Origin of the sequence: Saccharothrix coeruleofusca (assembly GCF_017876325.1) — a bacterium.
In the GTDB taxonomy this organism is placed as follows: Bacteria; Actinomycetota; Actinomycetes; order Mycobacteriales; family Pseudonocardiaceae; genus Actinosynnema; species Actinosynnema coeruleofuscum.
Genome location: NZ_JAGINV010000001.1, coordinates 1,504,991 through 1,518,984 on the forward strand (window position 1 = coordinate 1,504,991; position 13,994 = coordinate 1,518,984).

Annotated in this window: 11 protein-coding genes and 1 riboswitch; of the genes, 7 read left to right on the plus strand and 4 right to left on the minus strand. The window is 73.2% G+C overall.

All coding sequences use genetic code 11. The features are described from left to right. The first annotated feature begins 103 nt into the window (after window positions 1–103). Genes JOF41_RS07150 through cobM form a run of 3 tightly spaced genes read left to right on the plus strand, consistent with a single transcriptional unit; the run spans window position 104 to window position 2,390 of the window. Window positions 104–496, plus strand: coding sequence for a pyridoxamine 5'-phosphate oxidase family protein (locus tag JOF41_RS07150; RefSeq protein WP_189225865.1), 393 nt, complete (start codon window positions 104–106; stop codon window positions 494–496). Beyond that, window positions 493–1,650, plus strand: coding sequence for a precorrin-6y C5,15-methyltransferase (decarboxylating) subunit CbiE (cbiE, locus tag JOF41_RS07155; protein ID WP_307867285.1), 1,158 nt, complete (start codon window positions 493–495; stop codon window positions 1,648–1,650). Before JOF41_RS07150 ends, cbiE begins: the two co-directional genes overlap by 4 nt. Further along, a complete protein-coding gene (cobM, locus tag JOF41_RS07160; protein ID WP_189225866.1) occupies window positions 1,647–2,390 on the plus strand; it encodes a precorrin-4 C(11)-methyltransferase in 744 nt (247 codons plus the stop codon). Before cbiE ends, cobM begins: the two co-directional genes overlap by 4 nt. A gap of 11 nt (window positions 2,391–2,401) precedes the next feature. On the opposite strand, the gene JOF41_RS07165 is transcribed toward cobM, so the two are convergent. Then, a complete protein-coding gene (locus JOF41_RS07165; protein ID WP_189225867.1) occupies window positions 2,402–3,457 on the minus strand; it encodes a cobalt-precorrin-5B (C(1))-methyltransferase in 1,056 nt (351 codons plus the stop codon). Window positions 3,458–3,477: 20 nt separating this feature from the next. On the opposite strand from JOF41_RS07165, the gene JOF41_RS07170 reads away from it, so the two are divergent. Then, complete coding sequence (locus JOF41_RS07170; RefSeq protein WP_189225868.1) at window positions 3,478–4,194, plus strand: cobalt-precorrin-6A reductase; 717 nt, start codon at window positions 3,478–3,480, stop codon at window positions 4,192–4,194. Here the strand turns inward: JOF41_RS07170 and JOF41_RS07175 are convergent. Genes JOF41_RS07175 through JOF41_RS07185 form a run of 3 tightly spaced genes read right to left on the minus strand, consistent with a single transcriptional unit; the run spans window position 4,169 to window position 7,256 of the window. Continuing rightward, window positions 4,169–5,626, minus strand: a complete 1,458-nt coding sequence (locus JOF41_RS07175; protein WP_209617251.1) for a precorrin-2 C(20)-methyltransferase — start codon at window positions 5,624–5,626, stop codon at window positions 4,169–4,171. The genes JOF41_RS07170 and JOF41_RS07175 overlap by 26 nt on opposite strands. After that, a complete protein-coding gene (locus JOF41_RS07180; protein WP_189225870.1) occupies window positions 5,623–6,249 on the minus strand; it encodes a precorrin-8X methylmutase in 627 nt (208 codons plus the stop codon). The genes JOF41_RS07175 and JOF41_RS07180 overlap by 4 nt, the downstream gene beginning before the upstream one ends. Next, window positions 6,246–7,256 (minus strand): ferredoxin-like domain-containing protein, encoded by a 1,011-nt coding sequence (locus JOF41_RS07185; protein WP_209617253.1) that lies wholly within the window; start codon window positions 7,254–7,256, stop codon window positions 6,246–6,248. Before JOF41_RS07185 ends, JOF41_RS07180 begins: the two co-directional genes overlap by 4 nt. 379 nt (window positions 7,257–7,635) lie before the next feature. Next, window positions 7,636–7,770, plus strand: a riboswitch (cobalamin riboswitch). A 35-nt stretch (window positions 7,771–7,805) separates the two neighbouring features. Between JOF41_RS07185 and cobN the strand changes: the two genes are divergently transcribed. From cobN to JOF41_RS07200, 3 genes are all read left to right on the plus strand, one after another. After that, window positions 7,806–11,366, plus strand: a complete 3,561-nt coding sequence (cobN, locus tag JOF41_RS07190) for a cobaltochelatase subunit CobN (protein ID WP_209617255.1) — start codon at window positions 7,806–7,808, stop codon at window positions 11,364–11,366. 302 nt (window positions 11,367–11,668) lie between these two features. Continuing rightward, window positions 11,669–12,967, plus strand: coding sequence for an ABC transporter substrate-binding protein (locus JOF41_RS07195; RefSeq protein ID WP_189225873.1), 1,299 nt, complete (start codon window positions 11,669–11,671; stop codon window positions 12,965–12,967). Between the two features lie 89 nt (window positions 12,968–13,056). Next, window positions 13,057–13,971, plus strand: coding sequence for a carbohydrate ABC transporter permease (locus JOF41_RS07200; protein ID WP_229796086.1), 915 nt, complete (start codon window positions 13,057–13,059; stop codon window positions 13,969–13,971). Window positions 13,972–13,994: the final 23 nt, after the last annotated feature.

A 13,994-nucleotide genomic window follows, 5' to 3' on the forward strand; every position in this document is an offset into this window, starting at 1 on the left:
ACCGCGGTCAGCGCACCCCGACAGCCGGGTCTGCCGGCTGGGGGTGGCCAAATCGACGCGTCACGTGTTCGACGGTAGCAAGGCGGTGGCGCATGATGCACCCATGTTGTCGAGCAAGGGCGAGGACTTCCGGGCCTTCTGGGCCGAGCGCCACCTGTGCACGCTGACCACGATCCGCCGCGACGGGACACCGCACGTGGTGCCGGTCGGCGTCACGCTGGATGTGGAGTCGGCGACAGCGCGGGTGATCTCCTCGCGCGGCTCGCATAAGGTGCGCCAGGTGCTGGCCGCCGGGGAAGCCGGGGCGCTGGTCGCGGTGTGCCAAGTGGACGGACGCCGCTGGTCGACGTTGGAGGGGCGTGCGGTGGTGCGGCAGGACGCGGAGTCGGTGGCCGACGCGGAGCGCCGGTACGCCCAGCGGTACCGCACGCCCCGACCCAACCCCGAGCGGGTGGTCATCGAGATCGCGGTGACCCGGACCCTGGGCAACGTGTGACCGAGCACGTGGTTCGCGTCGTCGGCATCGGCGCGGACGGCTGGGAGGGGCTCGCGCCCGCCGCGCGCGACGAGATCACCCGCGCCGACGTCCTCATGGGCAGCGCCCGCCAGCTGGACCTGGTGCCGGGCGAGTTCGAGCGGGTGCCGTGGCCGTCGCCGCTGCTGCCCGCCCTGCCGGACCTGCTGCGACGGCACGCGGACCGCCGGGTCTGCGTGCTGGCCAGCGGAGACCCCATGTTCCACGGCATCGGCTCCACGCTGGTGCGGCTGCTGGGCCCCGACCGGGTGCGGGTGTGGCCGCACCCGTCGTCGGTGTCGCTGGCCTGCGCCCGGCTGGGCTGGGCGCTGGACCAGGTCGACGTGGTCAGCCTGGTCGGCAGGCCCGCGTCGCTGCTGCTGCCGCACCTCCAGCCGCACCGGCGGCTGCTGGTGCTGGGCGGCTCGCCCACCGAGGTGGCCGCGCTGGCCCCGGACGCGCGGCTGACCGTGCTGGAGCAGCTGGGCGGGCCGCGCGAGCGGGTGCACCACGACCCGGCCGACGCCGACCCGCTGCACGTGCTGGCCGTCGAGTGCGGACCGGGTGGGCTGACGCGCGTGCCGGGACTGCCCGACGCGGTGTTCGAGCACGACGGGCAGCTGACCAAGCGCGAGGTGCGGGCGATCACCATGGCGCTGCTCGCGCCCCGACCCGGTGAGGTGCTGTGGGACGTCGGCGCGGGAGCCGGGAGCATCGCCGTCGAGTGGTGCCGCACCCACCCGAGCTGCCGCGCCATCGCCGTCGAGCGCGACCCGGAGCGCGCCGCGCGGATCGGCCGCAACGCCTCGGCCCTGGGCGTGCCGGGCATCCGCGTGGTCGTCGGCCGGAGCCCGCAGGTGCTCGACTTCGAGCGGCCCGACGCGGTCTTCATCGGCGGCGGGCTGACCGCGCCCGGCGTGGTGGAGCGCTGCTGGGCGGCACTGGGCGCGGGCGGGCGGCTGGTGGCCAACGCGGTCACCCTGGAGTCCGAGGCCGTGGTGGCGCGCTGGCACGCCGAGCTGGGCGGGGAGCTGACCCGCGTCGCGGTGAGCCGGGGCGCGCCGGTCGGCGGGTTCACCGGCTGGCGACCGCACATGCCCGTGACCACGTGGGCCGTGACGAAGGAGAGCGAGTGACCGTCCACTTCATCGGTGCCGGACCCGGCGCGGCCGACCTGCTGACCGTGCGGGCCGTGCGGCTGATCGAGGCGTCCCCGGTGTGCCTGTACGCGGGCGCGCTGGTGCCCGTCGAGGTGCTGGCGCACTGCCCGCCGGGCGCGCGCCAGGTGGACACCGCCAACCTGGCGCTGGACGAGATCGTGGCCGAGCTGGCGGCGGCGCACGAGGCGGGCCACGACGTGGCGCGGCTGCACTCGGGCGACCCGTCGGTGTTCAGCGCCGTGGCCGAGCAGATGCGCAGGCTGGACGCGCTGGGCATCCCCTACGACGTGACGCCGGGCGTGCCCGCGTTCGCCGCCGCGGCGGCCTCGCTCAAGCGCGAGCTGACCGTGCCCGGCGTGGGGCAGACCGTGGTGCTGACCCGCACCTCCGCCCGCGCCACGCCGATGCCGCCGGGGGAGGACCTGGCGTCGCTGGGGCGGACCGGGGCCACCCTGGTGCTGCACCTGGCCGTGCAGCGGATCACCGAGGTGGTCGCCGAGCTGGTGCCCCACTACGGCGCGGACTGCCCGGTGGCCGTGGTGGCGCGAGCCAGCCGGGCGGACGAGCTGGTGCTGCGCGGCACCCTGGCCGACATCGCCGAGCAGGTGCTCGCGGCCGGGGTGAAGCGGACGGCGGTCATCGTCGTGGGCCGCGTCCTGGCCGCCGAGGGCTTCCCCGACAGCCACCTGTACTCGGCGGCCAGGTGCAGGACGTGACCCCGTCCCGGTCAGGCGCGGCCGACGATGCCGCCCGCGCGGTCGATCACGATGACGTCCACGGCGACGGGGGAGCCCCTGAGGACGCCCTCGGCGGTGGCCTTCGCGCCCGCGGCGACCATGTCGCCCAAGGGCACGCCCGCCTCCTGGCACAGCTGCAGCGCGCCCAGCGCGGTGTTGGCGCCGCGCACCGCCTCGGCCAGCTCCGGCGGCACCAGGGAGGCCAGGTAGTCGTGGTTGACCTGGGAACGCCCCGAGTGCAGGTCCAGGTGGCCGTCGGCGAGCTTGGACAGCTTGCCGATGCCGCCCGCGATGGTCAGCCGGTCCACCGGGTGCCGCTTGAGGTACTTCAGCACCGCGCCCGCGAAGTCGCCCATGTCCAGCAGCGCGTCCTCGGGCAGGCCGTGCACCTGCGCCGCCACTTTCTCCGACGTGCTGCCGGTGCACCCGGCCACGTGGTGGTAGCCCGCCGCGCGAGCCACGTCGATGCCGCGCCGGATGCTGTCGATCCACGCCGAGCACGAGTACGGCACCACCACCCCGGTGGTGCCCAGGATGGACAGCCCGCCCAGGATGCCCAGCCGGGGGTTCCAGGTCCGCTTGGCCAGCTCCTCGCCGTGCTCCACGGACACCTCGACCACCACGTCCCCGGTGCCGCCGTGCGCCGCGGCCACCCGCGCCACGTGCTCGCGCATCATCCGCCGGGGCACCGGGTTGATCGCGGGCTCGCCCACCGGCAGCGGCAGGCCCGGCTTGGTCACCGTGCCCACGCCCGGCCCGGCCCGGAACACCACGCCCGTGCCGGGTTCGCCGTGCCGGACGGTCACGCTGACCAGCGCGCCGTGCGTGACGTCCGGGTCGTCGCCCGCGTCCTTGACCACCGCCGCCGTCGCCTGGCCTCCGCGCAGCTCCTCGCGCGCCAGGGCGAACTCCGGCGTGCGCCCCTTGGGCAGCTCGACGCGCACCGGGTCGGGGAACTCGCCGGTGAGCAGCGCGGTGTAGGCGGCCGTGGTCGCCGCCGTGGCGCAGGCCCCGGTGGTCCAGCCGTAGCGCAGGTTCTTGCTCACGACGCCAGGATGCAACAGCCGTGAGGACCGTGCTGGTGCTGGGTGGCACGGGGGAGGCGCGCGCCCTGGCGGCGGCGTTGAGGGATGTGCGGGTGATCTCCTCGCTGGCGGGCCGGGTGGCCAACCCGAGGCTGCCCGTCGGCGAGGTGCGCGTCGGCGGCTTCGGCGGTGTGCCCGGCCTGGTGGCCTACCTGCGCGCCGAGCGGGTGGACGCGGTGGTGGACGCGACGCACCCGTTCGCCGGGCGCATCACCGCCAACGCCGCGGCGGCCACCGCCGAGCTGGGCCTGCCGCTGCTGGTGCTGCGCAGACCCGGCTGGACCCCGGAGGAGGGCGACCGCTGGACGTGGGTGGACTCGGTGCCCGAGGCGGCCCGCGCGGTGGCCGGGCGACGCGCGTTCATCACCACCGGGCGGCAGGAGCTGGCCGCGTTCACCGGTGGCGTGGCGCGCACCGTCGACCCGCCCGACCCGCCGGTGCCCGGTGTCGAGGTGCTGCTCGACCGCGGTCCCTACACCGTGGCGGGCGAGCTGGACCTGATGCGGCGGCACCGCGTGGAGGTGCTGGTGACCAAGGACAGCGGCGGCCCGATGACCGGGGCGAAGCTGGTCGCGGCGCGTCACCTCGGCCTGCCGGTGGTGCTGGTGCGCCGCCCGCCACTGCCCTCGGGGGTGCCCGTCGCGGAGACCGTGGCGCAGGCGCTGGCGTGGCTCACGCGGGGTAGCGGCGCGGGGTGAACACCGCGCCGCGCGGGGTGAGCGTGGTCTGCGAGGAGCCGATCAGCAGCAGGCACCGCATGTCCACTGTGGACGGATCGAGGTCGGCCAGGCGCACCACGCGCACCGACTCCTCGGGGCCGCCCACGTCCCGGCCGACCACCACCGGCGTGTCCGGGGACCGGTGCGCCAGCAGCAGGTCCCGCGCCGCGCCCACCTGCCAGGTGCGGCTGCGCGAGGCCGGGTTGTACAGCGCCAGCACCAGATCGGCCCTGGCCGCGGCCTCCAGCCGCTCGGCGATCACCGACCACGGCTTGAGCCGGTCCGACAGCGACACCACGCAGTAGTCGTGGCCCAGCGGCGCGCCCACCCGGCTGGCCACCGCGTGCGCGGCGGTCAGGCCCGGCAGCACGCGCACCGGCACGTCGGCGAACTGCTCCTCGGCGGCCACCTCCAGCACGGCGCTGGCCATCGCGAACACGCCGGGGTCGCCGGAGGACACCACGGCCACCCGCCTGCCGCGCTTGGCCAGGTCCAGGGCGAACGCCGCCCGCTCCGACTCGACCTTGTTGTCGGAGAGGTGCTTGCGCTGCCGCGGGTTGTCCGGCACCCGGTTCAGGTAGGTCACGTAGCCCACCAGGTCGTCGGCGGCGGCCAGCGCCGCGCGCGCCTCGGGGGTCAGCCATTCCGGTCCGGCCGGGCCCAGCCCGACCACCACGACCTCACCGCCGTGCCGCGCGGTCGGGCGGGGTTTGCTGGGCAGCAGCGCCAAGGAGAAGTACGGCACCTCGTCGGGGTCCACTTCGGACAGCGGTGCGGTGCGCTGCGCACCCGTGGTGGCGCGCTCCACGTACCACGCCTCGTCCAGCCGCCCCGCCTTCTCCAGCGCCGCGCGGACGTTGGGGAAGGTCCGGCCCAGCTTCATCACGGCCACCGGGTCACCGCCGGACAGGTGCTCGGCCAGCGCGTCCGGTGACAGCGTGCCGGGCAGCACGGTCAGCACCTCGTCCCGCTCCACCAAGGGCTTGCCGATCACCGCGGCCCCGGCGCTCACCGACGTCACACCGGGCACCACCTCGGTCGGGTACCGGTGCGCCAGCCGCTTGTGCAGGTGCATGTAGGAGCCGTAGAAGAACGGATCGCCCGCGGCCAGCACCACCACGTCGCGCCCGGCGTCCAGGTGAGCGGCCAGCCGCGCCGCGCACTCCTCGTAGAAGGCGTCGATCTCGCCCTGGTAGTCGTCGGAGTCCTCGGTGGTGACCGGGTAGACCAGCTGCTCCTCGACCTGGCCCGCGCGCAGGTACGGCTCGGCGATGCGGCGCGCCACGCTGCGGCCGTGCCGCGCGCTGTGGAACACCACCACGTCGGCCTCGCCGATCAGCCGGGCCGCCTTGACGGTCACCAGTTCCGGGTCGCCGGGCCCCACGCCGACCCCGTACAGCCTGCCGGTCATTCTTCCTCGCTCGCGATCGCGTTGATGGCCGCGGCGGTGATGGCGCTGCCGCCGCGCCTGCCCAGCACCGCCAGGTGCTCCAGGCCGAGTTCGTTGTCGGCCAGCGCCTGCTTGGACTCGGCGGCGCCGATGAAGCCCACCGGGATGCCCAGCACGGCCGCGGGCCTCGGCGCGCCCGCGGCGATCAGGTCGAGCAGGTGGAACAGCGCGGTGGGCGCGTTGCCGATGGCCACCACCGCGCCGTCCAGCTTCTCGCCCCACAGCTCCAGGGCGGCGGCGCTGCGGGTGTTGCCCAGCTGCTCGGCCAGCGCGGGCACCCGAGGGTCGCCCAGCGTGCACAGGACCTCGTTGTCGGCGGGCAACCTGCGCCGCGTCACGCCCGCGGCGACCATCTGCGCGTCGCACAGGATCGGCGCGCCGCCCAGCAGCGCCTCCCGCGCCTCGCGCACGACACCGGGGGAGTAGGCCAGGTCGTCGACCAGGTCGACCATGCCGCAGGCGTGGATCATCCGCACCGCGACCCGCGCGACGTCCTCGGGCAGGCCGCTCAGGTCGGCCTCGGCGCGGATGGTGGCGAAGGACCGGCGGTAGATCTCCGCGCCGTCCTTGACGTAGCTGGTCACCTGATCTCCTCGTACCCGTCGCCGGTCGCGACGAACTCCACCACTTGGCCCGCCGGGCGACCGCACCGGCGGGCGCAGCCCGACCAGTGCGCCGGACCCGAGCCCTGGCGCGCGGCGACCCACCTGGCCGCGTCCGCGCGCACGTCGGCCAGCGACTTCGCGCAGCCCGGCCGCCCGGTGCACGCGCTGACCCCGTGCCACGGCGAGGCCGGGTCGGTGATCAGACCGGTCGTGTCCGCCCCTGCGGGCAGCACCAGGCTGCGCCACGGCGTGACCCGCACCGGAGTGCCCGCCAGCAGGCGGGCGTTCAACCGTCCCAGCGGCACCCCCGCCACCACCCGGTCGCCCACCGGTCCCGGTGCGACCGGGATCACAGCGGTGTCGACCGGTTCGCCGCGCGGACCACCGATGGCGTCCGTGATGTCGGCCACACCACCGTCCACTTCGGACAAGCGCCAGGCCGTGCCGCGGATCTCCTGGAACCGCTCCGCCGCCGCGACGACCGCCGCCACGGGATCGGTCACGCGCAGTCCGCAGTCGCGGCCCGCCAGCAGCAGGGCGTCACCCACCAGGCCGACATCGCCCCCCAGGCCCGCGACCGCCTCGCCCACCGTGACCAGGAACCGGCCGGGCAACTGGGCCAGTCCGGGCACCGCGCACAGCGCCCGGTCGATCTCGTCGACCAGCGCCTGGTTGTCCTCCAGCGGCGCGGCGACGATGTTGCGCATCCGCTCGTGGGTTCGCGACGGCAGCAGGCCGACCTCGGCCAGCCGTGCGCCCAACTCGTGCTCCGCTCCCGGCGGCAAGCCTCTGACCTGCAAGTTTGCCCGGGAGGTCAGCTCGATCCAGCCGTCCCCCAGTTCCAGCGCGGCCAGTCGCACGGCGTCGAACCGGCGCGCGTCGAGGGTCCCGCCCGGCACCCTGATCCGGGCCAGCCCGCCATCCGCCGCGAGGTGCACGTCAATCGCGCCAGGGCAGGCGTCGGGGCGCACTCGATCAGCGGACATGGTCTGGACTCTAACTCGCGATCACATCGCCCCCCGCATCCGGACAACCCGCCCACCCCCAGTGCCACCCGCCTATGGGCGTGTCGGGCGTGTCGCCCCCGCGAGTCGAACGCTCAGGCACCCCGAATTCAACATTCGCGCCCTCCGACCCGCACTTTCGCGCTCTGCGCGGCGCTTCCCCCACACCTCGGGTAGTAGTTACCGGCCTTCCCGGCCCCGTCGGGTAGTACTTGCCGACCGTCCTTGACCCACCCCAACGACGAACTCAGGGGTCCTGAGCGTTCGACTCGCGGTACCTGAGCGTTCGACTCGCGGGGCCGGAACGCTCGGTTCAGGATCTGGACGGAGTGCCCGTGGGATGGGTGAGGGGGCGACCGGACCGCGTCGGGCCGGTTAGGGTGCTCTTCGAACGGCGAAGCAGCAGGAGGAAGCCGGTGCGAATCCGGCGCGGTCCCGCCACTGTGACCGGGCAGCCCCCGGAAGTCAGGAACTCCGCTCCGCCGTCCCCTACGACCTGGGGCGAGGACCCCCGAGGGATGGAGCCCGCACGTGATCCTGCTGCTGTCGACCTCCGACACCGACCTGCTCTCCGCCCGCGCCAGCGGCGCCGACTACCGGCTGGGCAACCCCGCCCGTCTCGCCGTGGACGACCTCCCGGCCCTGGTGGAGGGGGTCGACCTGGTGGTGGTGCGCATCCTGGGCGGGCGCCGGATGTGGGAGGAGGGGCTGGACTGGCTGCTGGCGGGCCCGCGCCCGGTGGTGGTGCTCGGTGGCGAGCAGAACCCCGACGCCCCGCTGATGGAGCTGTCCACGGTGCCCGGCGGCGTGTGCGCGGAGGCGCACGCCTACCTCGCGCACGGCGGCGCGGACAACCTCGCCGAGCTGCACCGCTTCCTGTCCGACACGGTCCTGCTGACCGGCTTCGGCTTCGCCCCGCCCACTCCCGCCCCCACCTGGGGCGTCCTGGAACGCCCCGAGCCCGCCACCGACGGCCCCACGATCGCGGTGCTGTACTACCGCGCGCACCACGTGGCCGGGAACACCGCCTTCGTGCACGCGCTGTGCGACGCGATCGAGGCCAAGGGCGGCAGGCCGCTGCCGGTCTACTGCGCGTCGCTGCGCTCGGCCGAGCCGGAGCTGCTGGCGCGGCTGGGGGAGGCCGACGCGCTGGTGGTCACCGTGCTCGCCGCGGGCGGCACCAAGCCCGCTGCCGCCTCGGCGGGCGGTGACGAGGACGCCTGGGACGTGGGCGCGCTCGCCGAGCTGGACGTGCCGATCCTGCAGGGGCTGTGCCTGACCAGCAGCCGCGCCGCGTGGGACGGCAACGACGACGGTCTGTCCCCGCTGGACACCGCCACCCAGGTGGCCATCCCCGAGTTCGACGGCCGCATCATCACCGTGCCGTTCTCCTTCAAGGAGGTCGACGAGGACGGCCTGACCGTCTACGTGGCCGATCCGGAGCGGGCCGCGCGGGTGGCCGGGATCGCGGTGCGGCACGGCAGGTTGCGGCACGTCCCGCCCGCCGAGCGCAAGGTCGTGCTGATGCTCTCGGCCTACCCGACCAAGCACTCCCGGATCGGCAACGCGGTGGGCCTGGACACCCCGGCCAGCGCGGTGCGGCTGCTGGCCGCGCTGCGGGAGCGCGGCTACGACATCGGTGACCAGCTGCCCGGTGTGGACGACCTCGACGGCGACGCGCTCATCCACGCGCTGATCGCCGCCGGGGGCCAGGACCCGGACTGGCTGACCGAGGAGCAGCTGCAGGGCAACCCGGTGCGGCTGCCCGCCGCGCGCTACCGCGAGTGGTACGCCACGCTGCCCGAGGACCTCCGCGAGGAGATGGAGCGGCACTGGGGACCGCCGCCGGGCGGGCTGTTCGTGGACCGCTCCCGCGACCGCGACGGCGAGATCGTGCTGGCCGCGCTGCGGTCGGGCAACGTGGTGGTGATGGTGCAGCCGCCGCGCGGGTTCGGCGAGAACCCCATCGCCATCTACCACGACCCGGACCTGCCGCCCAGCCACCACTACCTGGCCGCGTACCGCTGGCTGGAGGCCGAGTTCGGCGCGGACGCGGTGGTGCACGTGGGCAAGCACGGCAACCTGGAGTGGTTGCCTGGCAAGACGGTGGGCATGTCGGCGGGCTGCGGTCCGGACGCCGCGCTGGGCGACCTGCCGCTGGTCTACCCGTTCCTGGTCAACGACCCCGGTGAGGGCACCCAGGCCAAGCGCCGCGCGCACGCCACGCTGGTGGACCACCTGGTGCCGCCGATGGCGCGGGCGGACAGCTACGGCGACATCGCGCGGCTGGAGCAGCTGCTCGACGAGCACGGCACCATCGCCGCGATGGACCCGGCGAAGCTGCCCGCCATCCGCGCGCAGATCTGGACCCTGATCCAGGCCGCCAAGCTGGACCACGACCTGGGCATCTCCGACCGGCCGCACGACGCGGAGTTCGACGAGCTGATCCTGCACGTGGACGGCTGGCTGTGCGAGATCAAGGACGTGCAGATCCGCGACGGCCTGCACGTGCTGGGGCAGGCGCCCACCGGTCAGGCGCGGGTCAACCTGGTGCTGGCGATCCTCCAGGCGCGCCAGATGTGGGCCGGGCAGGTCGCGCTGCCGGGCCTGCGGGAGGCGTTGGGCCTCAAGGATTCCGACCGCGTCACCACCGACGAGGTGGAGCGGCGCGCGCGGGAGCTGGTGCAGGGCATGGAGGACGCGGGCTGGGACGTGGCGGCGGCCCGCGAGCTGGCCGAGACCGAGGACGTGGCGCGCATCCTGGAGTTCGCCGCGCTGGAGGTCGTGCCGCGCCTGGCGCGCACCACCGACGAGCTGGACAACGTGCTGCACGCGCTGGACGGCGGCTACGTGCCCGCCGGGCCGAGCGGTTCGCCCTTGCGCGGCCTGGTCAACGTGCTGCCGACCGGCCGGAACTTCTACTCCGTGGACCCGAAGGCGGTGCCGTCGCGGCTGGCCTGGGAGACCGGGCAGGCCATGGCGGACTCGCTGCTGGAGCGCTACCGGTCGGAGACGGGGCAGTGGCCGCCGTCGGTGGGCCTGTCGGTGTGGGGCACCAGCGCGATGCGCACCGCGGGGGACGACATCGCCGAGGTGCTGGCGCTGCTGGGCGTGCGGCCGGTGTGGGACGAGCAGTCCCGCCGGGTCACCGGCCTGGAGGTGGTCGACCTGGCCGAGCTGGGCAGGCCGCGCATCGACGTGACGGTGCGCATCAGCGGGTTCTTCCGCGACGCCTTCCCGCACGTGGTGGCGCTGCTGGACGACGCGGTGCGGATGGTGGCCGCGCTGGACGAGGCCGACGAGGACAACTTCGTGCGCGCCCACGCGCGGGCGGACCTCGCCGCGCACGGCGACGAGCGGCGGGCCACGCTGCGCGTGTTCGGCTCCAAGCCGGGCGCGTACGGCGCGGGCATCCTGCCGCTGATCGACAGCCGCAACTGGCGCGACGACGCGGACCTGGCGGAGGTCTACGCGGTGTGGGGCGGTTACGCCTACGGCCGCGACCTGGACGGCGTGCGGGCGCGCGAGGACATGGAGTCGGCCTACCGGCGCATCGCCGTGGCGGCCAAGAACATCGACACCCGCGAGCACGACATCGCCGACTCCGACGACTACTTCCAGTACCACGGCGGCATGGTCGCGACCGTGCGCGCGCTGACCGGCAAGGCGCCCGCCGCCTACGTCGGTGACAGCACGCGCCCGGACGCGGTGCGCACGCGGACGCTGCACGAGGAGACGAACCGGATCTTCCGCGCGCGCGTGGTGAACCCGCGGTGGCTGGCGGCCATGCGCAGGCACGGCTACAAGGGCGCGTTCGAGCTGGCGGCCACGGTGGACTACCTGTTCGGCTACGACGCGACCACCGGTGTGGTGGCGGACTGGATGTACGAGCAGTTGGCCGCCAGCTACGTGCTGGACCCGGAGAACCGGCGGTTCCTGGCCGAGTCCAACCCCTGGGCGCTGCACGGGATCTCCGAGCGGCTGCTGGAGGCGGTCGACCGCGGGCTGTGGGAGCACCCGGAGGCGGAGACGCTGGCGGCGTTGCGCGCTGTTTACCTGGAGACCGAAGGGGACCTGGAGGACGGCCGCTGACTTCCGCTGACTTCCGCGGTCCGGCCGGAGGTGTTCACACACCCCTACTTTCTCGATCCATCGCGGGAAAACCGCTGGCCACGCACCTGAAAGAGGAACGGTGCGTGGCCGAGTGGACGACGTGGAGTAGCTGAACGGCTGTCTCCGCGCGCCGTCGCGGAATCGGTTCAGCGGGGCAAAAGTCGCAACATCGGTAACAGCGCGGATACGGGAGCTTGACATGGCTCCGTGGCGCGAACCACACTCCCCCAAAACCTGGGAGCGCTCCCAGACGTTCACCGCCGATCAACTGAGGAGTTCTCGTGCGCTACCGTCGAGCCGGTCTGGCCAGAGGCCTGGCCAGCACCGCAGTGCTCGCCGCACTCGCCGCCGCCACCACCGCCTGCGGGTCCGGTGACAGTGGCACCACGGCGGACGGCAAGATCGAACTGACCGTCGCCACGTTCAACGAGTTCGGTTACGAAGAGCTCTTCAAGGAGTACGAGGCAGCCCACCCGAACATCAAGATCACCCCCCGCAAGGTGGGGCAGGCCGCGCCGCACCACCAGAACCTGTTCACCAAGCTGGGCGCGGGTTCCGGCCTGGCCGACATCGAAGCGGTGGAGGAGGGCTACCTCAGCCAGGTCATGGCCAAGTCCGGCCAGTTCAACGACCTCAAGCAGATCGGTCCCTCCGACGTGCGCGAGGACCGCTGGCTGCAGTGGAAGACCGACGCGGTCACCACCAAGGACGACAAGCTCATCGGCTACGGCACCGACATCGGCCCGCTGGCCATGTGCTACCGCAAGGACCTGCTGGAAGCCGCGAACATCAAGACCGACCCCGAGAGCATCAAGGCCACCTTCGCCACGTGGGACTCCTACTTCGCGGCCGGTGAGCAGTACGTGAAGGCCACCGGCAAGCCGTGGTTCGACTCGGCCTCGCAGGTCTTCAACGCCATGCACAACCAGCACAAGACCGGCTACTACGACCGGGACGACAACCTGGTCATCGAGAGCAACTCCGACATCAAGTCCACCTGGGACAAGGTGACCAAGGCGGTGGCCCAGGGCCAGTCGGCCAAGCTCGTGGCGTGGAGCGACGAGTGGGAGACCGGGTTCAAGAACTCCGCGTTCGCCACCCGCACCTGCCCGTCGTGGATGCTCGGCGTGATCGAGAGCAACGCGGGCCCCGAGCACAAGGGCCACTGGGCGGTCACCGGTTCCTTCCCCGGCGGCGGCGGCAACTGGGGCGGCTCGTACCTGACCGTGCCCAAGCAGAGCAAGCACCCCAAGGAAGCCGCTGAGCTGGCGGGCTGGCTGACCGCGCCCCAGCAGCAGATCAAGGCGTTCGTGGCCAAGGGCACCTTCCCCAGCCAGACCGAGGCGCTGCTCTCGCCCGAGCTGCTGAACAAGACCAGCGACTACTTCGGCGGCGAGAAGGTCGGCCAGCTGTTCTCCGAGCAGGCCAACAAGGTCGCGGGCGCCCAGTACAAGGGCCCCAAGGACGGCGACATCCAGGACAACGTGATCAGCCCGGCGCTGCTGTCGGTCGAGCAGGGCGGCAGCCCTGAGGACGGCTGGAAGCAGGCGGTCGAGGGAGCCAAGAAGGCTGCCAAGTGACCTCCGAGCTCACGGTCGCGCGCGGGCGGGGCTCCCAGCCCCGCCCGCCGCGGCGCTCCGACAACGATGACAGCGGCGGGCGCGCGGCGCTGGGCTGGCGGGACCGGCTGACCCACCTCGACGTCCGCTTCTCGCCGTACCTGTTCATCGCGCCGTTCTTCCTCCTCTTCGCGATCGTCGGCCTGTTCCCGCTGCTCTACACCGCCTACGTGTCCCTGTTCGACTGGGAGCTGGGCGGGGACGAGCAGCCGTTCGTGGGACTGGAGAACTACGTCACGCTGATGACGGACTCCCAGTTCTGGAACGCGATGGTCAACACGCTGAGCATCTTCGTGCTCTCCAGCGGACCCCAGGTCGTGGTCGCGGTCCTGCTGGCGGCGCTGCTCAACACCGCCCTGCGGGCGCGGACCGCGTGGCGCATGGGCGTGCTGCTGCCCTACGTGGCCAGCCTGGTGGCGCTGACCATCATCTTCGCCAACCTGTTCGGCCCGCAGTACGGCCTGGTCAACAACCTGCTCGAGCTGGTCGGCCTGGACCGCATCGACTGGCAGGCCGAGCGCTGGTGGAGCCACGTCGCCATCGCGACCATGGTGAACTGGCGCTGGACCGGTTACAACGCGCTGATCGTGCTGGCCGCGATGCAGGCCATCCCGCGCGACGTGTACGAGGCCGCGGTGGTCGACGGCGCGAGCGCGGCGCGCCGGTTCTTCAGCATCACGCTGCCCATGCTGCGGCCCACCATCATCTTCGTGGTGGTCACCTCGACCATCGGCGGGCTGCAGATCTTCACCGAGCCCAAGATGTTCGCCCCCGCGGGCAGCAGCAGCGGCGGTTCCACCAACCAGTACCAGACGGTCGTGCTCTACATGTACCAGTCCGGTTTCCAGAGCTTCGACCTCGGCTACGCCTCGGCGATGGCCTGGGTGCTGTTCGTCGTCATCATCGCGATCGCCGGGATCAACTTCCTGCTCACCCGCCGCATCGCGTCCAGCGGGGAGGACTGAGGTGCGCGAGAAGCGACCCGGCT

Excerpts from the sequence above, each read along its gene's own strand:
- JOF41_RS07185 (WP_209617253.1), bottom strand. The coding sequence starts at position 7,256 with ATGTCCGCTGATCGAGTGCGCCCCGACGCCTGCCCTGGCGCGATTGAC.
- JOF41_RS07175 (WP_209617251.1), bottom strand. The coding sequence starts at position 5,626 with ATGACCGGCAGGCTGTACGGGGTCGGCGTGGGGCCCGGCGACCCGGAA.
- JOF41_RS07150 (WP_189225865.1), top strand. The coding sequence starts at position 104 with ATGTTGTCGAGCAAGGGCGAGGACTTCCGGGCCTTCTGGGCCGAGCGC.